Here is a 22189-nt window from a genome sequence, read left to right as displayed (position 1 = left end):
AATTATCCTAATATAGAATACGCCAAATTTTGATAAGCAACAGAACCTGGTGATTTAATATCATAAAGAATTATAGGCTTTCCAAAACTTGGACTTTCTGCAAGTTTTACATTGCGAGGGATCACAATAAAGTCATCTTCGTTTCCATTAATAGTAAAAAGTTGTTTTTTAAAATTTTGTTTCAAATCATCTACAACATCTTTAGAAAGATTATTTTGAGAGCTATACATTGTCGGTAAAAATCCACGAACCCTGAGTTTAGAATTAATAGTTTTTTTGATAATTTTAATTGTATTTAAAACCATAGCTACACCCTCGAGCGCATAAAATTCACACTGTATAGGGATAATTACACTATCACTTGCTGCAAAAGCATTTATAGTAATACTTCCAAGAGCAGGCGGAGAATCAATAATAATAAAATCATACTCATCAATCACTTCTTGAATTTGATTTTTAAGCAGCATTTTTTTCTCATTATTTTCACCTTTAGCAAGCTCTTGTTCTATACCTACAAGACCTATATTTGAAGGAGCTAAATGAAGTTGTGGCAATTCTGTTTTTAAAATAATATCTGAAAGCTTTTTTCTTCCTATAAAAACATGGTAAATATTATACTCATAATTATTACGATTAAAACCAAGTCCTGTAGTCGCATTAGCTTGCGGATCAACATCAATCAAAAGTACTTTTTTTTCAGCCACAGCCAAAGAAGCGGCTAAATTTACTGCTGTTGTAGTCTTTCCTACTCCACCTTTTTGATTTGCTATTGTAATAATTTCGCTCATCTTAAACTATACACCCTTTTATCGCCTAGTAAAATTGAACCATCTTCATACAAAAAAGAATTTTCAAGTGAAAAAACTTTACCTTCATGATGGACGCTAAATTTTCTTGATTTTTCGAATTCTAACATATACTTGCTAAAAATATTCTTCCATAAAATTTTTTTTTCTACTTTTTGCAAAAACTCACTCACTAAATCTTTAAGCGAAATTTCTATATCGCATAAAACTGTATTTTGGGGTGCAAATTTCAGATTTAAACCCATACCGCCTATGATAAAATTTGAAATTTTAGCACTTATAACCCCTCCAGCTTTTTTATCATCTAAATATAGATCGTTAGGCCATTTAAGCCAAATTTTAGAACCTTTTTCTTGTAAAACTTCTTTAAGTAAATAAGCAAAATAAATACTCACAGAAGCTAAAGGTAAATCTTTTGGCAAGTCTTCTTCTTTAATACAGAAAGAAAGATGTAAATTTCCTTTAGAGCTCTGCCAAGAATTTTCCCTACTTCCAACTCCATTTATTTGTTCTAAAGCATAAATAGCAAAATTTTCATCAATCTTTCCATTGCGTATTTGCTTGCATAAAAAAAGATGAGTTGAGTCTATACTTTCAACACAAACTATCTTCACTTTTAAGCCTTTTTCCATTTAAATAAGTCCTACCATCAAGAGCTTTTTTTCCACTTTCTTGAAGTTTTTTAATACGCAAAACTCCTTGTTTGCAAGCAAGCAAAAAACTTTCTTTTTCTAATTCTAAAATTTCACCCATCTTAGCATTTTGTTTTAATTCATCCACAAGTTCAAGTTCTAAGAATTTAAGTCCATTTTCCAAGAAAACTCCAGGCCAAGGGGTGAAAGCTAGATATTTTTGATAAAGTTCTCTTGCATTTTGCAAATTTATAAGCCCATCTTCTTTTTTGATTTTTCTACAAAGTGTTGCTAGACTTTCCTCTTGTTTTTTAGGGGTGATTTTATCGAAATTTAAAAGAGTAGAGAGGATGATCTTAGCGGCCAAATTTGCTAAAAGTTCAAAAACTTCACTTGAATTTTTATCTTTTATATCACATTCTAAGCTTTCAAGTATAGCACCTGTGTCAAGCCCTTCTTCCATGAGCATGGTGCAAACTCCACTTTTTTCATCTTTGTTTAAAATCGCACTTTGGATCGGACTGGCACCACGGTATTTTGGAAGTAAAGAAGCGTGCAAATTCACACAAGGCGCTAAATCCAAAATGGCTTTAGGTAAAATTTTTCCATAGGCAGCAACCACGATAAAATCAGGATTTAAATCCTTAATCTCTCTTATAATATTTTTATCTTTTAAAGAACTTGGAGTAAAAATAGGAATACTAGGATAATTTTGACTTAAAAAAGCCTTAGTATCACTTGGAGTTAAAATTTGCTTTCTACCTACGGCTTTATCAGGCTGAGTAAAAAGTGCTACGAGTTTAAAATTTTCATTTTCTACTAGTGCTTTTAAAATACAAGTTGCGTAAGATGGAGTGCCCATAAAAATAATTTTTTTCATTTTTTCGCTTTGTGTGAAATTAAAAGTTTTAATTATAGCTTATTTGATTTTAAAAGAGAATTTAATAAATTAATCACTCAAACAAAGTTCCACCTATTTGTTTATCTTCTAATAAAAATGTCTTTGCCACACTTAAATCAAAGCCACTTGCTAAAAACATTTTTTTATTGTGTTCAAGTAAAAATTTAGCTGCCTTAAGTTTGGTTACTATACCACCTGTTCCGTGCTCACTACCTGTTTTTATGGTTGCTTGTAGCCATTCTTCTTTAATATGAGTGATTTTTTCTAAACGCTTTGCATCACTAAATTCACTAGGATTTTTATCGTAAAATCCATCAATATCGCTTAAAATCACAAGCAAATCCGCATCAAAAAAATGCGTAGCATAAGCACTTAAACTATCATTATCACCAAAGACAATTTCTTCTATAGCTGTAGCGTCATTTTCATTGATAATAGGCAAAATTCCTAAATTTATCATCATATCGATAGCATTTTTTGCGTGTTTAGTAGCTTTTCTAGAGTCAAAATCCTTGCCTGTAAGTAAAATTTGTCCGCCTAGTTTGTTAAATTTGGCTAAAAGCTCGTTATAAACACTGATTAAAAAAGGTTGTCCAATAGCAGCTAAAACTTGTTTATTAATAAGGTTTTTTCTATCGATATCTAGTTTGGTGTGTCCTGCCGAAATAGCCGCCGAGGTTACTAAAATTACTTCATATTTTTCCATGAGTTTAGCTAAAAATGCGACTAAATTTTTAAGACGCTCAAAACTTAAAGTGTTTTCTTCGCTAATCACATGAGAACCCACTTTAACAACTATTCTTTTCATGCTTATTCCTTGAAAAATTTTTATAATTTTAGCCAAAATTTCATATAAACTAGTTATTTTTGAAAAAATAGGGAGTGTTTGAAATTTTTAATATAAAACACTTCCTAGATTGTTAAAATTTTTTTGTTATTTCTTAAAGTTTTAATTTCTTCTAAAAGCATGAATTTAAGTTCTTTAAGTCCTGTTTTTTCAAGGCTTGAGACTTTGATTAAAAAGCTTTGTGGATTATTTATTTCTTTGAGATAATTGTCTAACTCATTAATGTTTAAAGCAATTTGCTCAGCAAATTCCTCTCCTAAACGAACACTATCACTTTTTGAAATCATGATGCCAAATTTACGCCCAAAAAGTTCATTGGAAAATTTTTCAAGTTCTTTTCTTAGTACTATAAATTGTTCTTTTAAAGGCATTTGCCTCATAGGATCTAGCACGAAAAGTAAAAAGCTCGTTCTTTCTATGTGCTTTAAAAAGGCAAGTCCTAAGCCTTTACCCCCACTTGCTCCTTCGATAATCCCTGGAATATCAGCCATAACAAAGGAATTATACTCATTTACATCTACAAGTCCAAGTTTTGGAGTAAGGGTGGTAAATTCATAATTTGCAATTTCAGGTTTTGCATTTGAAACAACGCTTATAAGAGTAGATTTTCCCACATTTGGAAAGCCCACAAGCCCTACATCGGCAATAAGTTTAAGTTCAAGTCTGACTAAGCGACTTTCTCCTTTTATACCAGGTTGTGCGTAATCGGGGCGTTGATTGGTGGCGTGTTTAAAATGGGTATTGCCAAGTCCACCTTTTCCACCTTTTAAAAAAAGCTCTCTTTGTCCTTCTTTGGTAAGATCAAGTAAAATTTCATTGGTTTGTGCATCGATAACTTGCGTTCCTTCGGGCACTATAAGTTCTAAATTTTCACCCTTTTTGCCATTTTTATTGCGTCCCATTCCACCAGCACCATTTTGCGCGCGTAATTCTCTTTTGCCTTTGAAATTTACAAGAGTGTGGGTATTATTATCACATACGAAAATAATATCACCACCATTTCCACCATCTCCTCCATCAGGGCCACCAAGTGGAACATGTTTTTCACGGCGAAAACTTACAGCACCTTTGCCACCATCGCCTGAAGCTAAAGTAATTTTAACACTATCAATAAACATTTAAATTGCCTTTGACTTTAAATTTATAAAGCTAAATTTGAGTAAATAAAAGAAGTTAAATTTATAAATTTAAAGTTTTCAAGACGCTAAAAAGCGTCCTAAAAACTTATGCAGGATATACAGAAACTTTTTTTCTATCTTTGTCTTTTCTTTCGAATTTTACAAAACCATCAATTAGAGCAAAGATAGTATGATCTTTTCCCATGCCTACATTGTTACCTGCATGAGTTGCAGTTCCTCTTTGGCGGATGATGATATTTCCAGCTCTAACAAACTCGCCACCAAATTTTTTAACACCTAAACGACGACCTATGGAATCGCGGTTATTTTGAGTTGAACCTTGACCTTTCTTGTGTGCCATTCTTTACTCCTTAAGCTTTGATATCTTTTACTACAACGCGAGTAAATTGTCTTCTAAAACCGCGTTTGAGTTTAGAATCTTTTCTGCGTCTTTTTTTGTAAATCACAACTTTTTTATCTTTTCCGTGATTGATCACTTCCAAAACAACTTTTGCACCTGCTACGAAAGGCGCACCTACCTTTAATTCTTTATCATTGATAGCAAGAACTTCGCTTACTTCAATACTTGCTTTGCTTTCAGCTTCAAAGTGATCTAGTTTTAGCTCATCGCCAACACTTACTTTGTATTGCTTTCCGCTGTGTTTGATAATAGCATACATTGCTTTTCCTTATAAATTGGTAGTACCATAAAGCACCGTAATAACGGATTTAAAAGCTTTAGTGGTTTAATAAAATTTCGATTTTACAAAATTTTTCTTTAATTTTTGATGAATTTAAGAAAGAGTTTAGAGTTTGAGAAAAATCAAACTCTAAAAATTTAAAAGCCTAGATTTACTCCGCCGCCTTCTTGGGTTTGATAATTTGCATCACGACCTATAGTGTAGCCATTTCCACTACCAGTATTACTTAAAGGTCTGCAAATATCGCCCACTTTTACACTACCTTCTGTGATTTTTGCATAAGAAAATTTAGGGCTTGTGCGAGTGATTTCAATACTTCCTGTTTTGCTTTCTACTCTTCCTGTATTTTCTTTTGTATAAGTATCTTTTATAACCTTCCCAAGAGCAAAACATTCATAAACATCACCTTGATTTAAGCTTTGAGAAAATATTACTTCATTGTTTTCAACACTTGCAACTTTCAAAGGATAAATTGCGTTTAAAATATCTCCTGCTATACGATTTGCAATTTGTTTGAGTGCGGTTTCATTGGCACTAAGACTATTGTCTTTAAGATTGACTTTCATGCTTAAAGTATTAGAAAATTTAATTTGTCTTGTAGCAAATAAAAGCACACGATAATCTACGATAACTTCAATTTCAGTTTTGCTTTTTCCTGTTAAATTGCTTGTTTTTTGTTTACCTTCAAGTCCTGAAATAGAAAACAATAAAATATAATCTGTTGCTAACATATTTTTAAGTTTATAAACTTCATCGCTAGCTGCGTCGCCACTTTTGATTAAAGCTTTTTCCATTTCATAATAGCCACTAGAATCACGGTCTAAAACATTAAATTTACGACTTTGCAATAAATCAGAAATGATTTTTTGTTGCAAAGCTGAGCCTATACCTCTTTTTGCAGCATCTGGAGTAGAATCAAAAACAGTAATACTTCTTCTATTATCTGCACTTAAACCTGGAGCTTGATACTTTTTTGTTGTTGTGGTTTTAAAAATCGTTACATTGGCTGTATATTTACCATTTGCATCTTGTTCAACACTATTGATTTCATAAGTATCAGCTCTACCTTTGGTGGCTTTTGAAATTTGCTCGCTGTAATTATCTTGTATATTTGAACCTGAATTATCAGTTGAAACGCTAGTATTAGATTTCTTAAGAGAATTGATGCTTACTCTGCTCATTTTTCCTATAGCCTCTATAATGGCATTGTTTATCGCATCTTCCCTGGTCAAGCCTGTGCCTTCACCTGTGCTTGATTTTGTTGAAGTTGTGGTTATAACTTTAGCATTAAGACTTAGGCTTAAAAATAAGCCTAAAAAAAGAATTTTAATTATTTTCATCTTTTACCTTTAAAAATCATCCACGCTATTTACAACATTAGAACTTCTTTGTATGCTAGAAGATTTTTTAGCTTCATTTTTTGTTGCATTTGACTTTGAATTTAAAGCCTCATTTGTGTTAGCTAAATTTTCATAAGAATAAAATCTCACAGCTCCTACATGTTCAATACCATTTTCACTTGTATAGCTCCATTTTTTAAGAGTACGAATACCACGAATTTTACCGCTTGCGCTTGCTTTTATTTTACTATTTACTTTATCAATAATATTTGTTACGTTTTGAGTTTGTTCTTGAGTGGAACTATCATTAACATTAATACTTTGTTTGATGATTTCCTCGTAAGTATCACCAGTTGTTCTTTCATCTTTAAGACTTAAATTTGTATTAATAAACTCTATAATAGCAGCATCAGCCATAGTAAGTGCTGTTTCTTTGGCTCTATCTTCTAAAATATTTGTTTTTTTAGCATTACTAGGATCTGCTACATAACCCCAGTTTCCATAACTTAAAATAATAGGCGCACCATTTTCATCATAAACTAAGCGAATTCCATATTCATTTAAAAAGCCTTTTGTATCTTTTGGCAGATACTCACTTATTGCCTTGCCTTTACCCTTAATAGCACTCTGTCTTGCTAGTGCCATATCTTTTGCTAATTGGCGAGTTTTATTGGAAATAACAGCAATAACACCTACATCATACTCACCTCTTCTTTGTGTAACTATAGTTTACACAGGAACAAGTCCACTCATAGAACCTATGGCATTTGTCATAGTTTTATTAAGAAATTCTTGCTTTAATAAAGTCTTTTTTCTGTCTTCGCTTAAAGAATTTGTATCTATACCTAAATCTTTTAATGCCTTATCAAGCTGAGCACCAGCTAATTGTGTAAGTTTATTTAAAATTTGATCAACCTTATCACCTTTTGGCAATTCATCAAATTCCTTAGCATTAGTAGAATTATCTGCTTCATAATTTTGAATCTTGCTTGTAGCAATTCTTCCAAAAGCATCTCTTATAAATTCGCTTTGTAAATTTAACATTGCTTTTTGATAAGCATTTTGTAAAGCTTGTGCAAATTGTGGATCAGTATCATTTACAGCAACAGTACTTTTTCCTGTATAAAAAGTTTTTCCATCTTTGGTTATACCATATTCTATACCGAAATTATCGGCAAATTCTTCAAAAAAATCTTCAATTGATTTTGGGGTAATATCCTTAGTACTTGCGTCAGACATTTCATTTTGAGTATTTATATCTTGTTGTGTAATTTCTACAGGCTGGGAACCTTATGCATAAAGTAAACTTGCCATAACTAAAGAGCCGATAAATAATATTTTTTCATTTCGTATCCTTTTAAAAATATAAAAAAAGCCCAAGCTAAACACTTGAGCTAAAAAATTTTATTCATAAATTAATTTTTATTTTACCAAGTAACTGATTTACTAGAACCGGTTTTATCAATAGTTTGCTCATCTTCCCAATAAACTAAACCTGATGTTAGATCAGTAAGTCTTAGTAAGAAAAAGTATTCTACTTGAGTTTTACCATTGCTAAGTTTTACATTATCTTGTCTAATTTTACCCGCAAGAGAAAAATCAGGCGATACCAATGTCCCTTTTTTTGCTATGGTTTTTTGATTAAACTCATCATTATCTCTTAATTCTCTTACATCTTCACTCATGCTATCAAGTGCTCCGCCTGCAGCAACTGCTGAAGTTAGAACAAATTTACCTGATTTTCTTAATGCAGAAGTGATTTTTGCGGTGAGTTTTTCAGTATCGATTCTTTGCGGGGTATCATTCACAACCCTACCAATAGCAATAACCTTTCTTGTACCTGGTTTAATATTTGCAAAAGCAGGATCGCTTAACATACTATTTATCATAGTTTCAGCTGCACTTTCAAAATCTTGTCTATCAAGACCCAAGGTTAAAGCATCGCCTTTTTTTACCTGACTTGCCTTTCCATCTGTATAAGCTGTTTGCGCACAACCACTAAAAAGCAAAGCTCCAATAAGAGCTGTTCCTAAAATTTTTGTTTTTTTCATGATTTATCCTTCCTAAAATGAGATTAATTTTTTGCTTTAATTTCTAATCTAAAATCATTCGCTCTTGTATCAGATGCAAGTTTACGAAGAATTACCTCTTGTCCTGCTGGAATTCTAAGGGCTTGATAGTCCTCATTTAAAACATCTCTTAGCACAAAACCATCTTTATCTAACCAATCTACTTTATAAATTACATCTTTAGCAAAAGTACTGCGCAAAATCACTTCAAATTCTAAATAACCATTGCTATTTATACGCTTTTGAAATTGTTTTACTAAACTTTTTGGTAAATTTGAACCTAAAATTACAGTATTTTGATTTGAATTTATTTGATAACTTGGTGCACAAGCACTAAGTAAAAACATTAAAATAAATAAAATATTTTTTTTCATCTTTTAGCCTTATTTTTCCATGATAGCAACACTTGCGGGTAAATACGGAGCAAAAGAACGCACTATCACAAGAGCATTTTTATTTTTATCCAATGATTTTTGAAACAAAATATTGCCTTGTGGATCTTTGATTTCTAAATTTCCGTCGTTTTCTATTGTTGCTATGGCAATACTTTTTGGTAAACCTCTCCAAGAACGCACATCAGCTTTATTGGTTGCAGCAGTTGCTACTGCTGTTGCAAGACTTAGCCATCCACCTGTAGAGTCATTATTTGCAACAGCTACATTTAAAGTGGTTTTAATTATAGTTTGAGCTAAGGCTTTAGCAATCATTGCAGGCATATTTATTTTAAATTCAGTAGCGACAATATTGTCTAAATCTACAAAATCATTTGTATTTTGACCATTTATATTTAAATTTGCAAAAGAAGCTTCCCTTTTTTTCAAGGTTTGCAAAGCAATATTTGTGCTAATAATTTTTTTATCCACTATAAAAGGTAAGGTTAAAGCAAATTCATCCTTAACTACACCAAATCCATTTTCATAAACTACAAAAACATATTTTTTAGCTTTTTTGACTTTTATTTTTGTGGCATATTCTTTAAAAATTTTAGCCTCTTTTTTGATAGTTTTGTTTTTTGGATAAATAATAGCTACTTCTCTAAATAAATCTGCAGCTTTTCTATAATCTTTATCCATAAAGAAAAATATTGAAGCAAGATAAGTCGCATAAGGATTTATGAAATTTTTTGTTGTATCAAATTCTTTAAATAAATTGTCATATTGCGCTTCTATAACTTTTGAATTTTCATTCATATTTTTATCATAATTTTTATCTTCTTTTGCCTTATCTAAATCAGCACGATTTTTTTCAATTTCTTTAGCAAAATATTCTTTTGCCTTATCTTGACGCATTAAAACACGATTAAACTCAACTCTTGCATTTTCATAATCATCTTCTTCCATATAGTTTAGAGCTTTATATATATTAACCATAATTCTTTCATATAAAGAACCATCATAATCTACTATATTATCATTAAGCAAGGTTGTACCAATAAATTTAGCTGCTTTAGGGCTTACATTTTCTAAATCCACATCATATTTATAAGATTCTTCTACAGCATCAAAAAATACATTACTTTTATTAAAATCACCACAATTTCTAGCAATCAAACCTGCATTTAATCCTGTATAAATGACATCATCATTTTTTTTAATTTTTTCTAAATTTTGATTGAAAAAATCATCACCACAATATTTTTGTGTTAAAGTATTTTCAAATGTTGTATTTTGTTTAACCTGATTAACACAAGCTGTTAAAAAAAGGCAAGCAATACCTGAAAAAATCAACCCAACTTTTATCTTCATTAAATTCCTTTCTTAAAGAAAATTAAAAATGAATATTATAGCGTAGTATATACTTAAAAACTAATGAAAAAATTTTAACCCTAGGAGAGAAAAACCTAGGGTTTGATTTAAATAAGCATAGGAGCTAATACAAAGCCTAATGCTACAGCAATTGCAATAGCTAAAACCCCTGGTATAAAGAATGAGTGATTAAATATAAATTTACCAATTCTAGTCGTTCCTGTATCATCCATTTGCACTGCACCTAACAAAGTCGGATAAGTTGGAAGTACAAAAAGTGCTGAAACTGCTGCAAAACAAGCTACAAGCATATAAGAATCATGCGGATTTGCTGCTGAAATTCCTAAAGCAGTGATAATTACAGGTACAATGGCCTTTGCGGTTGCTGCTTGAGAATATAAAAGCATACTTGCAAAGAAAAATGCAACTGCTAACATAGCAGGGGTTTGTTTAACCCAGTCGCCTGCTACTTCTTTGATAGAAGCTTCGTGTCCTGCAACAAAAGTATTTCCAAGCCATGCTACACCAAAAACACAAACACAAGCAGTCATACCGCTTTTAAATACACTAGTGTCAAGAATTTTACCTGGTTCAACTTTACAAAGCCAAGTGATCAAAGTTGCTGCAGTAAGTAAAAAGCTCATAATAGCTGCATCTCTTGAAACCACAACAGGATCAATCCATTTAATATTACTTGAAATTGCGGTTGCATAAAGTACAACTGCCAAAACAGTGATCAAGAAAATTACCACTGAAAGTTTAGCACCTGGTTTATCTTCGCCATGCAAAACAGCTCCTGCATCCTTTACAAGTCCTGCTTTTAATCGTTCTTGATAAACACTATCCTTACTCAAATCCATAGGAGTGATTAAACTCACTATAAAAGCTGCAAGCATACAAGCTACAAAAGTTGTGCTAATCCAAATTCCAATTAAAGTTGGATAATTCCATCCAAGTGGCTCTAAAACTCCGCTCATATAAACCACAGCTGCACTTACAGGAGAAGCAGTGATTCCAATTTGCGAAGAAACAACCATTAATGAAAGTGGAACACTAGGTTTTATGTTTTGAGATTTTGCAACATCAACTACAACAGGCATTAAAGAAAATACCGCATTTCCTGTTCCTGCTAAAATTGTAAGCAACCACCCACAAGCTGGAGCTAAATAATTTATAAATTTAGGACTTGATCTTAAAATTTTTTCTGTCACCCTTACCATGTAATCAAGTCCACCTGCTTGTTGCATAGCAGAAATTGCTGCAATAGCTGCGGCAATAATTAAAATAACATCCCAAGGAATATTACCAGGTTTCATACCTAAAACAAGCCCTAATATAACTACACCTAATCCTCCAGCATAACCTATAGCAATACCACCTAGGCGAATACCGATAAAAATCGCCCCAAGAAGGACGATTACTTGCAAAATTATCATTATATCCATATTAAATCCTAAGTGCTATTTTTTAGCTTCCATGTGAGGATTTAGCATATTTGATGGAGTTAAAATTTCATCAATTTGTTCTTTGCTTAAAAGCCCTCTTTCAAGCGCAATATCAGCCACTCTTTTTCCAGTGTTCATTGCCTCTTTGGCTATAGAAGCTGAATTTTCATAACCAATATAAGGATTTAAAGCTGTTACTATACCTACTGAATTATAGACAAAGTCTGAACAAATTTTTTCATTTGCGGTAATACCATCTATACATTTATCAGCTAAAGTATACATTGCTTTTTCTAGCATTACAACAGAATTAAATAAGCTATATGCTACAACTGGTTCAAAAACATTAAGTTGTAATTGTCCACCCTCACAAGCAAAAGTTACAGTTACGTCTGCTCCAATAACAAAATAACAAACTTGATTAACTACTTCAGGAATAACAGGATTTACCTTACCTGGCATGATAGAACTACCTGGTTGCATTTTTGGAAGATTAATCTCATTAAGACCACATTTTGGACCACTACTTAAAAGTCTTAAGTCATTACATACTTTAGAAAGTTTTGTTGCAACACGTTTTAAAACACCTGAAATTTGTACATAAGCTCCCGTATCTTGAGTCGCCTCGATTAAATCCTCAGCCACAGTATATTCAAAACCTGTCACTTCTCTTATTTTTCTTTCTACAACCTTCGGATAATCAGGATGAGAATTAATTCCTGTTCCAATAGCAGTTCCACCCAAATTGATCTCTAAAATCAATTTTCTAGCTTCTAATACTCTTTGTATATCTTCACCTATCATTACGGCAAAAGTTTTAAATTCACGACCTAAAGTCATAGGTACAGCATCTTGCAGTTGGGTTCTACCCATTTTAAGAACATCTTTAAATTCTTCAGCTTTTCTCTCATAAGCTTTTTTTAGATGTTCCATAGCTTTTGCCAAATCACTTAAATAATCATGCAAGGCAAGGTGTAAAGCTGTAGGATAAGCATCATTAGTACTTTGGCTTAAATTAACATGATCATTTGGATGAAGATATTGGTATTCACCTTTTTTATGACCCATAAGTTCAAGTCCTATGTTTGCTATAACTTCATTAGCATTCATATTTGTACTTGTTCCAGCACCTCCTTGGATCATATCTACTACAAATTGATCATAATACCCACCTTCTAAAATTTTATCACACGCTTTAATAATCGCATCTTGGATATTTTTATCCAAAAGACCTAATTCATGATTTGCCATAGCTGCAGCTTTTTTTACTCTAGCCAAAGCCCTAACAAAGCGAGGAAAATCTTTTAATCTATCATGAGAAATATCAAAATTTTCAACAGCTCTAAAAGTTTGCACTCCATAATAAACCTCATCAGAGATTTCCAATTCCCCAATAAAATCATGTTCTTTTCTTGTTCCCATTTTGAACCTTTCATAAAAGTATTTTAATTTTAAATCAAAAATTTTTGATTTAAATCATAAAATAATGATATCGCATTTTTAGTTAATAATTGATTAATAAGTAAACTGCTTTCAAATACGATAAATTAAGTATTTTTATATCCTATTATGTCTTTATATTTAATTTTTATTAATATAAAAAATTTTATTTACTTTAAAAAAAATTAATATATTTTTGTAAGCTTTTTTGTTAGAATAAAATTTTTAATAATTTAAATAATTAAGGATAATATGGAAGAAATTACAATAAACATAGATAAGATTAAAATAAATGATGACTGGAAAGAATTTCTAAGAGACGAATTTCAAAAAAAATATTTTCTAGAAATCAAAAAACAATACCTAAATGCAATTAATCAAAATATAATTATTTATCCGCCTGCGAATTTAATCTTTAATGCTTTTAATTTATGTCCTTTAAAAGAAATTAAAATTATTATCCTAGGACAAGATCCTTATCATCAACCAAATCAAGCAATGGGGCTTAGTTTTTCGGTTCCAAAAAATGTAAAAATCCCACCAAGTCTTAATAATATTTTTAAAGAATTGCAAAATGATTTAAACATCACTCCAGCAAAAAGCGGAGATTTAAGCTCTTGGGCAAAACAAGGGGTTTTGCTCTTAAATTCTATTCTTAGCGTTGAAGCAAATAAAGCAGCTAGCCATAGTTCGTGGGGTTGGCAAGAATTTAGTGATGCTATAATACATAAATTAAGTAATGAAAAATCAGGGCTTGTTTTTATGCTTTGGGGAAATTACGCAAAAAACAAGGAGATTTTGATTGATAATACTAAGCATTTGATTTTAAAAGCAGCTCACCCAAGCCCTTTAGCTAGAACAGGATTTTTAGGTTGTAAGCATTTTTCAAAGGCTAATGAATTTTTAAAAAAAGTTGGTAAAATTCCTATAGATTGGAAAATAGTTTAAAAAATTATTTTAAACTTTAATAAAAATATTAAAATATATTTATTTATTTAAAAATAAATCATATTTCTATGAAATATATTGTAATAAAACGACTCAAAAATTAATTCTTAAGGAGAAAAATGAAAACCATTGGTATTATAGGCGGAATGAGTTTTGAAAGCACTATTACTTATTATAAAACAATAAATCAAGCTATAAATGATAAATTAAAATCTTTAAATTCTGCAAAAATTTTACTTTACAGTGTTAATTTTGAAGAAATAGAAAATTTACAAAGCCAAGATAAATGGCAAGAAGCTGCACAAATTTTGACTCAATGTGCTAAAAAATTAGAACTTGCAGGGGCTAATTTTATAATAATTGCAACTAATACTATGCATAAGGTTTTTGATGAAATTCAACAAAATATAAATATCCCTATTTTACATATTGCAAAAAGTTCTGCTAAGGCTTTAAAACAAGAAAACATACAAAAAATTGGTTTATTGGGTACTAAATACACAATGACGCAGGATTTTTATAAAAAAATGCTGATTGAAGAAAATATTAGCGTTATTACTCCTAGTGATGAAGATATAAAAATCGTTAATGATATCATTTTTAATGAGCTTTGCAAAGGTGAAATCAAGCAAGATTCTAAAGAAAAATATTTAAATATTATAAAAAAACTACAAGAAAAAGGGGCAAAAGGAGTGCTTTTAGCTTGCACTGAAATTGGTTTATTAATATCCAAAAATGATACAAATATCAAAATTTTTGACACAAGCCTTATTCACGCCCTTGATGCTGCTAATGAAGCTTTAAAAGATTTATGATTAAAAGATGCCCAAAAATGGGCAAATTGCAATATTTTGAAAAGATTTATACTTATATCGGTTTAAATCTTATCTTGCTTTATAGTTTGCTATCTTTTTCTAATTGATTGATATTTAGCATTATAAATTTATAGCTCAGATAAATTACTAAAGGCCAAGCCAATAAAAACAAAGTATGTAACATTTTTTCTCCTTAATATGCGTGATCATCGTTTGCGATTTCTTCGCGTGTGATTTTTACTTTATCCATTGCATTCCAAACATAGATAATATAAGCTAAAACAAAAGGTACAAGTAAAGATACATAAGCCATGACGTTTAGAGTATAATAGCTTGAACTTGCATTTTTTAAAGTTAAAGAACTTTGTAAATCACTTAAAGATGGGTAAAAAGCACTTTGACCTAAACCAATGCTTGATAATAAAGCAAAAACTGTTAAAACCGTTCCAAGTCCTAGGGTAAAAATAGCTTTAGAGCAACCTTTTGTTCCTTGAACCATACCTAAAAGCACTAAAATCACACCAATAACAAGCAAAACAGCAAAAATCATTTGATTTAAGAAATTATATAAATATAAATTCGCACTCATGCTTACAACTCCATTTGTATCTACACTAAAACCATCTTTTAAGAAAATCCACGCTAAAAAACCTAAGAAAAAAGGTAAAAATAAAATACTATTGATCATGAGTTTTTTCATAGCTCTTATTTTGATATTCTCATCATTGATATTGTTCATAAAATACGCTGCGCCTAAAAGCCTTGCTAAAAATACTAAAGCTAAGCCTAAGAGATAATTAAAAGGATTAAGTAAAAGTTCTAAGCCGTGCAAAGGATTTTGCCAAGAAACAAAATTATGCTCATTTAAGATAAATTCAGAACCGCTAAAAAAACTACTTACTGCAACTCCGATTAAAAACACACCTAAATAACCATTAATTTTAAGAAAAATTTCATAGGTTTTAGAGCCATAAACATTATTTTCTTTTTTGCGATATTCATAAGCCACAGCCTGTAAAATAAAACAAAATAAAATACAAAGCCAAGCCCAATAAGCTCCGCCAAAACTTGTACTATAAAAAAGTGGAAAAGCTGCAAAAGCTGCTCCGCCAAAAAGTACGAGAGTTGTAAAACCAAGCTCCCATTTACGCCCTAAAGAATTAACTAGCATAGTTTTTTCAAGCTCATCCTTGCTAAGCTCATCGATTAAAGTCTGTCCACCTTGAACAAAAAACATAAAAACTAAAAGTCCACCAAGTAAACTTAAAATCAACCACCAATAAATTTGCAAACCTTCAAATTCTAAACCAAAAAACATTATTTTTCTCCTTTGCCCATAAGTGGAGTATGTCCTGCATGTGCGTCAAAACCTTTTTTAATCTGAGTAAGCATGATTTTAACTTCTGCAATCAATAATGCTGTAAAAAGTACTGCAAAAATCCAAAATGAAATTTGAACATTGACTTTTCCAAGTTGTGTTGCTGCGATATGTACAGGAAGCAAGTCTTGAATTGCCCAAGGTTGTCTGCCTACTTCAGCAACAATCCAACCTGCTTCAGCGGCAATATAACCCAATGGAATGGATAACAAACACACCCAAAGTACTTTTCTAAATTTCTCAATATCATTTGCCATGGTAAGATAAAGCGTAACGATGAAAAGTAAAAAGAAAAAACTTCCTAAAGCAACCATGATATGAAAGCTATAAAAAGTTAAAGCCACAGGTGGAATAGTATCGCTTGGTTTTTCTAAATATCCATAACCAAAATCTTTAAAATGAGTTTCTAAAATGGATTTGTGATTTGCCATAGCTATTGTATCATTGTTTTCTTTAGCAAGTTTATAGTCTTTTAGAGCTTGTATAGCGATTTTTCCTCTATCGATACGATTTTGCATAGGTTCTATACCTTTGCTTTCATTTCCATAGATCAAATCTTCAATTCCTGGAACAAAAGAATTTGGATCACGGTTTCCTAATATAGAAAGAGCGTAAGGTATAGTAATGTCAAATAAAAACACACTTTCGTTATTATCTATGGTTTTTTTAGGATTTAAAATTCCAAAAGGTACAAGTCCTGCACGATGTTCACCTTGATAAACCCCTTCCATAGCTGCAAGTTTCATAGGTTGAGTTTGAGTTACACGGTAAGCGCTTTCATCTCCGCTGAAAAACAAAAAGATTGAACAAACCAAACCAAAACTAGCTCCTACAACTAAGCTTTTTTTAGCCTCGATAATATGGCGTCCTTTTAACATAAACCAAGCTGAAATTCCCATTACAAATAAAGCTGAAATTACATAACCACTGCCTATGGTATGTAAAAATTTTGAAATAGCTACAGGAGAAAGTGCTACTTCAAAAAAGCTTTGCATTTCATTTCTTGCTGTGTCAGGGTTAAAGCTCATTCCTACAGGATATTGCATCCAACCATTTGCCACTAAAATCCAAAAAGCAGAAAGATTACTTCCTATAGCCACACACCAAGTTGAAAGTAAGTGAAAACCCTTGCTTACTTTATCCCAGCCAAAAAACATAACTGCAAAAAAAGTAGCCTCTAAAAAAAATGCCATAATACCTTCAACCGCCAAAGGTGCACCAAAAATATCACCCACAAACCAGCTATAATTTGCCCAGTTTGTTCCAAATTCAAATTCCATTATAATGCCTGTAGCTACACCGATAGCAAAATTTATAGCAAATAATGAAAGCCAAAATTTGGTGATTTTTTTCCATCTTTCATTTTTAGTTTTTACATAGATGGTTTCCATGATAGCGATCATAAAAGACAAGCCTAAGGTTAAAGGCACAAACAAAAAATGATAAAGTGCAGTTAAAGCAAACTGCGCTCTTGACCAATCAACGCTACTAAGTTCGTTCATTTATTTTCCTTCGAGTGTAAGATTTTTGAGTACAAAAGTGCTTTTTTCTTTGTCACTTTTAAAAATAGAATTAAAATTTACATCAAAAACAAAAAGTTTTAAAATCACAAACATAACAAAAAGTTTGATAAAAATAATTTTCCAAAGGGTCTTTCCAAGAGTTAAATTTTTAAAACCTTCTTTGTAAAAATTAAAAATTTGAGAGATGCTAAAATATAAGTGTTTAAGATACATATAAATTCTACCTTTAAAAACAACAAAATAAAACATTTTTAAAAAGCGGAAAATTATAATGAAATTTATGTTATTATTTTCTTAAAAATTTAAATACATATCAAGGTTTTTAATGCAAAAAATTATAGTTTTTATTTTATGTTGTTTTATGACTTTTTTTCTTTATGCATGTTCTTCTAAATTTGAAAATGTAAATCCTTTGGGGCGTTCATTTGGAGAATTTGAAGATACTGATCCTTTAAAACTAGGACTTGAACCTACTTTTCCTACCAATCAAGAAATTCCAAGTTTAATTAGCGGTGCTGATTTAGTACCTATTACTCCTATTACCCCACCTTTAACTAGAACAAGCAATAGTGCCAACAATAATGCAGCAAATGGGATCAATCCTCGCTTTAAAGACGAAGCTTTTAATGATGTTTTAATTTTTGAAAATCGCCCTGCGGTTTCTGATTTTTTAACCATTTTAGGCCCTAGCGGAGCAGCTTTAACGGTTTGGGCTTTAGCACAAGGAAATTGGATTTGGGGCTATACTTTAATCGATAGCAAAGGATTTGGCGATGCTAGAGTTTGGCAACTTTTGCTTTATCCTAATGATTTTGCAATGATTAAAAATGCCAAAACCAATACTTGTCTTAATGCTTATGGTAATGGAATTGTCCATTATCCTTGTGATGCAAGCAATCACGCACAAATGTGGAAACTTATCCCTATGAGCAATACAGCGGTTCAAATTAAAAATTTAGGAAATGGAAAATGCATACAAGCACCTATTACAAATCTTTATGGTGATTTTCACAAGGTTTTTAAAATTTTTACCGTAGAGTGTGCAAAAAAAGATAATTTTGATCAACAATGGTTTTTAACTACTCCGCCTTTTACCGCAAAACCTTTATATCGCCAAGGAGAGGTACGATGAAAAAAATTATATGTTTATTTTTATCTTTTAACCTTGCTTTTGCAAATTTAGAAAATTTTAATGTTGGCACTTGGAATTTGCAAGGCTCATCCGCAGCCACAGAAAGCAAATGGAGTGTTAGTGTAAGACAACTTGTAAGTGGAGCAAACCCCTTAGATATCTTAATGATACAAGAAGCAGGAACTTTACCAAGAACAGCCACTCCAACAGGACGCCATGTGCAACAAGGTGGAACACCTATTGATGAATATGAGTGGAATTTAGGAACTCTTTCAAGGCCTGATAGGGTTTTTATTTATTATTCTCGCGTTGATGTAGGAGCTAATCGTGTAAATTTAGCTATAGTTTCAAGAATGCAAGCTGAAGAAGTGATTGTTTTACCTCCACCTACTACAGTTTCAAGACCCATTATAGGAATTCGCAATGGAAATGATGCTTTTTTCAATATCCATGCTTTAGCTAATGGAGGAACAGATGTAGGAGCAATTATCACAGCTGTAGATGCACATTTTGCAAATATGCCTCAAGTTAACTGGATGATAGCAGGGGATTTTAACCGTGATCCTTCTACTATAACAAGTACAGTGGATAGAGAATTAGCAAATAGAATTAGAGTGGTTTTTCCAACTAGCGCAACTCAAGCAAGCGGAGGGACTCTTGATTATGCAATTACAGGAAATTCAAATAGACAACAAACCTATACTCCACCGCTTTTAGCTGCGATTTTAATGCTTGCAAGTTTAAGATCTCATATAGTTTCAGATCATTTTCCAGTAAATTTTAGAAAATTTTAGGACATTTAATATGAAAAAAATTATTACTTTGTTTTTTATGTTTATAACTTTAGCCTTTGCAACTCCTACTGGAGATTTGAAAGATTTTACCGAAATGGTTTCTATAAGAAGCTTAGAAACGGGAATTTTTTTAAGCGCCTTTAGGGATACCTCAAAAGATCCTATTGATCAAAATTGGAATATTAAAGAAATTGTTTTAAGCGATGAGTTAAAACAAAAAGATAAATTAGCTGATGAACTTCCTTTTGGTTATGTGCAATTTACAAATCCAAAAGAAAGCGATCTTTGTTTAGCCATCTTAGAAGATGGAACCTTTGGAGCAAAATCTTGTCAAGATGATCTAAAAGATGGTAAATTAGAAACTGTATTTTCTATAATGCCAACAACAACTTCAGCTGTGCAAATTCGTTCTTTAGTTTTGGAATCTGATGAATGTATAGTAACTTTTTTTAATCCAAATATTCCTATACAAAAACGCTTTGGAATAGCCCCTTGCACCCTAGATCCTATTTTTTTTGCTGAAGTAAATGAACTAATGATTATAACCCCACCTTTAACAGCTGCTACCCCTTTAGAATAAGATTTTTATCTTGTTCTATTTTTATATTTATTTAATATTTATGATATTACTAAAATACACAAAATAATTAATAATAATACAATGTAATTTACCTTACTCTATAATTTTTTTATTTTAATGTAATTTTTTGTTACAATAAATTTATACATAATAATTATCAAGGAGGAAAAATTGGAACAAATTTTAACATGGCAACAAATTTATGACCCTTTTTCAAACATTTGGCTAAGTGCTTTAGTGGCATTTTTACCTATACTATGTTTTTTAGTTTGTTTGGTTGTTTTAAAACTTAAAGGCTATCAAGCAGGTTTTTTAACTGTTATACTTGCTACTTTAGTAGCTTTATTTGCCTATAAAATGCCTTGGAATTTAGTGGGTGCAAGTTTTATTCAAGGCTTTACAAATGGTATGTGGCCTATAGCTTGGATTATCATCGCGGCAATCTTTCTTTACAAACTTTCTATCAAGTCAGGTTCTTTTGAAATCATTAAAAAAAGCGTGATGAGCATTACTCCAGATCATAGAATTCAAGTGATTTTAATAGGTTTTTGTTTTGGTTCATTTTTAGAGGGTGCTATAGGTTTTGGTGGCCCTGTGGCTATAACCGCTGCACTTTTAGTAGGACTTGGCTTGCGTCCTTTACAAGCTGCAGGGCTTTGTCTTATCGCAAATACCGCTCCTGTTGCTTTTGGTGCGGTGGGAATTCCTATTATTGCTATGGCAAATCTTGTCGGCATAGAACAGCATTCAGTTTCTGCCATGGTAGGTAGAATGCTAGTTCCTTTAAGCCTTACTATACCTTTTTTCATAGTTTTTTTAATGGATGGATTTAAAGGTATTAAAGAAACTTTTCCAGCTATTTTAGTTGCGGCGCTAAGTTTTACAACTACTCAATTTTTAAGCTCAAATCACCTAGGAGCGGAATTACCTGATATTATTTCAGCTGTGGTTTCTTTAGCAGTTACGACTGTATTTTTGAAATTTTGGAAACCAAAAAATATTTTTAGATTTGACAATGAAAGCAATTTCACTCAAGATAACACCTTAAGTTTTAATCAAATTTTAAAAGCTTGGTCACCTTTTATTTTACTCATTGTTTGTATTATCATTTGGACACAACCTTGGTTTAAAGCTCTCTTTGATAAGGACGGAATTTTAAGCTATACAAGTATTACTTTACAATTTAGCAATATCACAACTGGAATTTTAAGCCCTTCTATCACAGGCATAGGAGAAGCTAAGCCTTTATCTTTGGCCTTGGGTGTAGATTTAATCAATGGAAAAACCGTAGCTCAAGCAGGAACAGCGATTTTACTTGCCGCTTTTTTAACTATAGCTATTTTAAAAATCAAAGCCGAAGATGCTGCAGAATGCTTTTGGGTTACCTTAAAAGAAATGGCTATACCTTGTATCACCATAGGTTTGGTTGTGGCCTTTGCTTTTATCTCTAAAAATAGTGGTATGAGCACTACTTTAGGACTTGCTTTTGCACACACAGGTGATGCTTTTTCTTTCTTTTCACCAATCATTGGCTGGATAGGGGTATTTTTAACAGGCTCTGATACAAGTGCTAATTTACTTTTTGGAACCTTGCAACAAGTAAGCGCTCAAAAACTAGGTATTAGCGAAGCTTTATTTTTAGCAGCTAATTCAGTAGGTGGGGTTGTTGGGAAGATGATCAGTCCACAAAGCATTGCTATAGCTTGTGCAGCGGTTGGACTTGTGGGAAAAGAATCTGATCTTTTCAAATTCACATTAAAATATTCTGTAGCTTTTATTATTTTAATAGGAATTTGGACTTGCATTATAGCTTTTTTCTTACAAGGAATCATCCCTGAAGTTATAGTGAAATAATTAAAAAAATTTAAGTTTTATTTCAACAAATATTCGTTTTTAGAATATTTGTTAGAAATTTTACTTTGCTTTTATTTTTACAGGATTAGAATATTTATCCTAAATTATCCTAAAAGGAGAA

The 22189-nt window shown here is 31.5% G+C and carries 22 protein-coding genes and 1 pseudogene; 6 read left to right on the top strand and 17 right to left on the bottom strand.

Annotated features, from left to right (window positions below; translation table 11 throughout):
* Positions 1-2: 2 nt before the first annotated feature.
* The 14 genes and pseudogenes from FBF11_RS00495 to aspA form a co-directional block, all read right to left on the bottom strand.
* Positions 3-788 (bottom strand): AAA family ATPase, encoded by a 786-nt coding sequence (locus FBF11_RS00495; RefSeq protein ID WP_002851697.1) that lies wholly within the window; start codon positions 786-788, stop codon positions 3-5.
* Complete coding sequence (locus FBF11_RS00490) at positions 785-1438, bottom strand: biotin--[acetyl-CoA-carboxylase] ligase (protein WP_057097009.1); 654 nt, start codon at positions 1436-1438, stop codon at positions 785-787. Before FBF11_RS00490 ends, FBF11_RS00495 begins: the two co-directional genes overlap by 4 nt.
* Positions 1401-2318, bottom strand: coding sequence for a methionyl-tRNA formyltransferase (fmt, locus tag FBF11_RS00485; protein WP_002851657.1), 918 nt, complete (start codon positions 2316-2318; stop codon positions 1401-1403). Before fmt ends, FBF11_RS00490 begins: the two co-directional genes overlap by 38 nt.
* A gap of 73 nt (positions 2319-2391) precedes the next feature.
* Positions 2392-3147, bottom strand: a complete 756-nt coding sequence (gene proB, locus FBF11_RS00480; RefSeq protein WP_002851769.1) for a glutamate 5-kinase — start codon at positions 3145-3147, stop codon at positions 2392-2394.
* A gap of 104 nt (positions 3148-3251) precedes the next feature.
* Positions 3252-4304, bottom strand: a complete 1053-nt coding sequence (gene obgE / locus FBF11_RS00475; protein WP_002871915.1) for a GTPase ObgE — start codon at positions 4302-4304, stop codon at positions 3252-3254.
* A 106-nt stretch (positions 4305-4410) separates the two neighbouring features.
* Positions 4411-4665: a 50S ribosomal protein L27 gene (gene rpmA / locus FBF11_RS00470; RefSeq protein WP_002800974.1), complete on the bottom strand. Its 255-nt coding sequence runs from the start codon at positions 4663-4665 to the stop codon at positions 4411-4413.
* Between the two features lie 10 nt (positions 4666-4675).
* Complete coding sequence (rplU, locus tag FBF11_RS00465; protein WP_002778820.1) at positions 4676-4984, bottom strand: 50S ribosomal protein L21; 309 nt, start codon at positions 4982-4984, stop codon at positions 4676-4678.
* A gap of 158 nt (positions 4985-5142) precedes the next feature.
* Entirely contained in the window at positions 5143-6345 is a 1203-nt protein-coding gene (locus FBF11_RS00460) for a CsgG/HfaB family protein (RefSeq protein WP_002871914.1), read from the bottom strand.
* Between the two features lie 9 nt (positions 6346-6354).
* Positions 6355-7659 (bottom strand): annotated as a pseudogene (locus FBF11_RS00455) (DUF6844 domain-containing protein).
* A gap of 113 nt (positions 7660-7772) precedes the next feature.
* Complete coding sequence (gene lpoB, locus FBF11_RS00450) at positions 7773-8396, bottom strand: penicillin-binding protein activator LpoB (protein ID WP_002851945.1); 624 nt, start codon at positions 8394-8396, stop codon at positions 7773-7775.
* A gap of 23 nt (positions 8397-8419) precedes the next feature.
* Positions 8420-8788, bottom strand: coding sequence for a YcfL family protein (locus FBF11_RS00445; protein ID WP_002851817.1), 369 nt, complete (start codon positions 8786-8788; stop codon positions 8420-8422).
* A 9-nt stretch (positions 8789-8797) separates the two neighbouring features.
* Complete coding sequence (locus FBF11_RS00440; protein WP_002851858.1) at positions 8798-10159, bottom strand: COG3014 family protein; 1362 nt, start codon at positions 10157-10159, stop codon at positions 8798-8800.
* 107 nt (positions 10160-10266) lie between these two features.
* Positions 10267-11604, bottom strand: coding sequence for an anaerobic C4-dicarboxylate transporter (locus tag FBF11_RS00435; RefSeq protein WP_002852014.1), 1338 nt, complete (start codon positions 11602-11604; stop codon positions 10267-10269).
* Between the two features lie 15 nt (positions 11605-11619).
* Complete coding sequence (aspA, locus tag FBF11_RS00430; protein ID WP_002851742.1) at positions 11620-13026, bottom strand: aspartate ammonia-lyase; 1407 nt, start codon at positions 13024-13026, stop codon at positions 11620-11622.
* Positions 13027-13296: 270 nt separating this feature from the next.
* Between aspA and ung the strand changes: the two genes are divergently transcribed.
* Positions 13297-13992: a uracil-DNA glycosylase gene (gene ung / locus FBF11_RS00425; protein ID WP_002851931.1), complete on the top strand. Its 696-nt coding sequence runs from the start codon at positions 13297-13299 to the stop codon at positions 13990-13992.
* Between the two features lie 119 nt (positions 13993-14111).
* The gene (locus tag FBF11_RS00420) at positions 14112-14807 is read left to right on the top strand and encodes an aspartate/glutamate racemase family protein (RefSeq protein ID WP_002851706.1); all 696 of its coding nucleotides are present in this window, start codon (positions 14112-14114) and stop codon (positions 14805-14807) included.
* A gap of 193 nt (positions 14808-15000) precedes the next feature.
* On the opposite strand, the gene cydB is transcribed toward FBF11_RS00420, so the two are convergent.
* The 3 genes from cydB to FBF11_RS00405 are packed head-to-tail and all read right to left on the bottom strand — an operon-like array spanning position 15001 to position 17921.
* Positions 15001-16125 carry a cytochrome d ubiquinol oxidase subunit II gene (cydB, locus tag FBF11_RS00415; RefSeq protein WP_057042263.1) on the bottom strand — a complete coding sequence of 375 codons (1125 nt, stop codon included), beginning with the start codon at positions 16123-16125 and terminating at the stop codon, positions 15001-15003.
* On the bottom strand, positions 16125-17687 hold the full coding sequence (locus tag FBF11_RS00410) for a cytochrome ubiquinol oxidase subunit I (protein ID WP_002859765.1): 1563 nt from the start codon (positions 17685-17687) through the stop codon (positions 16125-16127). Before FBF11_RS00410 ends, cydB begins: the two co-directional genes overlap by 1 nt.
* The gene (locus tag FBF11_RS00405) at positions 17688-17921 is read right to left on the bottom strand and encodes a DUF4492 domain-containing protein (RefSeq protein ID WP_002851632.1); all 234 of its coding nucleotides are present in this window, start codon (positions 17919-17921) and stop codon (positions 17688-17690) included.
* 112 nt (positions 17922-18033) lie between these two features.
* Between FBF11_RS00405 and cdtA the strand changes: the two genes are divergently transcribed.
* The 4 genes from cdtA (at position 18034) to FBF11_RS00385 (ending at position 22068) form a co-directional block, all read left to right on the top strand.
* Positions 18034-18840: a cytolethal distending toxin subunit Cj-CdtA gene (gene cdtA, locus FBF11_RS00400; RefSeq protein WP_002852021.1), complete on the top strand. Its 807-nt coding sequence runs from the start codon at positions 18034-18036 to the stop codon at positions 18838-18840.
* The gene (gene cdtB, locus FBF11_RS00395) at positions 18837-19634 is read left to right on the top strand and encodes a cytolethal distending toxin nuclease subunit Cj-CdtB (protein WP_002851847.1); all 798 of its coding nucleotides are present in this window, start codon (positions 18837-18839) and stop codon (positions 19632-19634) included. The genes cdtA and cdtB overlap by 4 nt, the downstream gene beginning before the upstream one ends.
* A gap of 10 nt (positions 19635-19644) precedes the next feature.
* A complete protein-coding gene (gene cdtC, locus FBF11_RS00390) occupies positions 19645-20214 on the top strand; it encodes a cytolethal distending toxin subunit Cj-CdtC (RefSeq protein WP_002851967.1) in 570 nt (189 codons plus the stop codon).
* Between the two features lie 171 nt (positions 20215-20385).
* Positions 20386-22068 carry an L-lactate permease gene (locus FBF11_RS00385; protein ID WP_002851907.1) on the top strand — a complete coding sequence of 561 codons (1683 nt, stop codon included), beginning with the start codon at positions 20386-20388 and terminating at the stop codon, positions 22066-22068.
* Positions 22069-22189: the final 121 nt, after the last annotated feature.

The organism is Campylobacter sp. CFSAN093224 (genome assembly GCF_012897395.1).
Classification (GTDB): domain Bacteria; phylum Campylobacterota; class Campylobacteria; order Campylobacterales; family Campylobacteraceae; genus Campylobacter_D; species Campylobacter_D jejuni.
This window is presented reverse-complemented; position numbering and strand designations above follow the sequence as displayed.

Bases quoted from the DNA above. Each gene is read 5' to 3' on its own strand.
- cdtA (WP_002852021.1), top strand. From the start codon at position 18,034: ATGCAAAAAATTATAGTTTTTATTTTATGTTGTTTTATGACTTTTTTT.
- cdtC (WP_002851967.1), top strand. From the start codon at position 19,645: ATGAAAAAAATTATTACTTTGTTTTTTATGTTTATAACTTTAGCCTTT.
- ung (WP_002851931.1), top strand. From the start codon at position 13,297: ATGGAAGAAATTACAATAAACATAGATAAGATTAAAATAAATGATGAC.
- proB (WP_002851769.1), bottom strand. From the start codon at position 3,147: ATGAAAAGAATAGTTGTTAAAGTGGGTTCTCATGTGATTAGCGAAGAA.
- FBF11_RS00435 (WP_002852014.1), bottom strand. From the start codon at position 11,604: ATGGATATAATGATAATTTTGCAAGTAATCGTCCTTCTTGGGGCGATT.
- FBF11_RS00490 (WP_057097009.1), bottom strand. From the start codon at position 1,438: ATGGAAAAAGGCTTAAAAGTGAAGATAGTTTGTGTTGAAAGTATAGAC.
- FBF11_RS00405 (WP_002851632.1), bottom strand. From the start codon at position 17,921: ATGTATCTTAAACACTTATATTTTAGCATCTCTCAAATTTTTAATTTT.
- cdtB (WP_002851847.1), top strand. From the start codon at position 18,837: ATGAAAAAAATTATATGTTTATTTTTATCTTTTAACCTTGCTTTTGCA.
- FBF11_RS00495 (WP_002851697.1), bottom strand. From the start codon at position 788: ATGAGCGAAATTATTACAATAGCAAATCAAAAAGGTGGAGTAGGAAAG.
- rpmA (WP_002800974.1), bottom strand. From the start codon at position 4,665: ATGGCACACAAGAAAGGTCAAGGTTCAACTCAAAATAACCGCGATTCC.
- FBF11_RS00460 (WP_002871914.1), bottom strand. From the start codon at position 6,345: ATGAAAATAATTAAAATTCTTTTTTTAGGCTTATTTTTAAGCCTAAGT.
- FBF11_RS00410 (WP_002859765.1), bottom strand. From the start codon at position 17,687: ATGAACGAACTTAGTAGCGTTGATTGGTCAAGAGCGCAGTTTGCTTTA.
- lpoB (WP_002851945.1), bottom strand. From the start codon at position 8,396: ATGAAAAAAACAAAAATTTTAGGAACAGCTCTTATTGGAGCTTTGCTT.
- rplU (WP_002778820.1), bottom strand. From the start codon at position 4,984: ATGTATGCTATTATCAAACACAGCGGAAAGCAATACAAAGTAAGTGTT.
- FBF11_RS00420 (WP_002851706.1), top strand. From the start codon at position 14,112: ATGAAAACCATTGGTATTATAGGCGGAATGAGTTTTGAAAGCACTATT.
- FBF11_RS00440 (WP_002851858.1), bottom strand. From the start codon at position 10,159: ATGAAGATAAAAGTTGGGTTGATTTTTTCAGGTATTGCTTGCCTTTTT.
- cydB (WP_057042263.1), bottom strand. From the start codon at position 16,125: ATGTTTTTTGGTTTAGAATTTGAAGGTTTGCAAATTTATTGGTGGTTG.
- obgE (WP_002871915.1), bottom strand. From the start codon at position 4,304: ATGTTTATTGATAGTGTTAAAATTACTTTAGCTTCAGGCGATGGTGGC.
- FBF11_RS00445 (WP_002851817.1), bottom strand. From the start codon at position 8,788: ATGAAAAAAAATATTTTATTTATTTTAATGTTTTTACTTAGTGCTTGT.
- fmt (WP_002851657.1), bottom strand. From the start codon at position 2,318: ATGAAAAAAATTATTTTTATGGGCACTCCATCTTACGCAACTTGTATT.
- aspA (WP_002851742.1), bottom strand. From the start codon at position 13,026: ATGGGAACAAGAAAAGAACATGATTTTATTGGGGAATTGGAAATCTCT.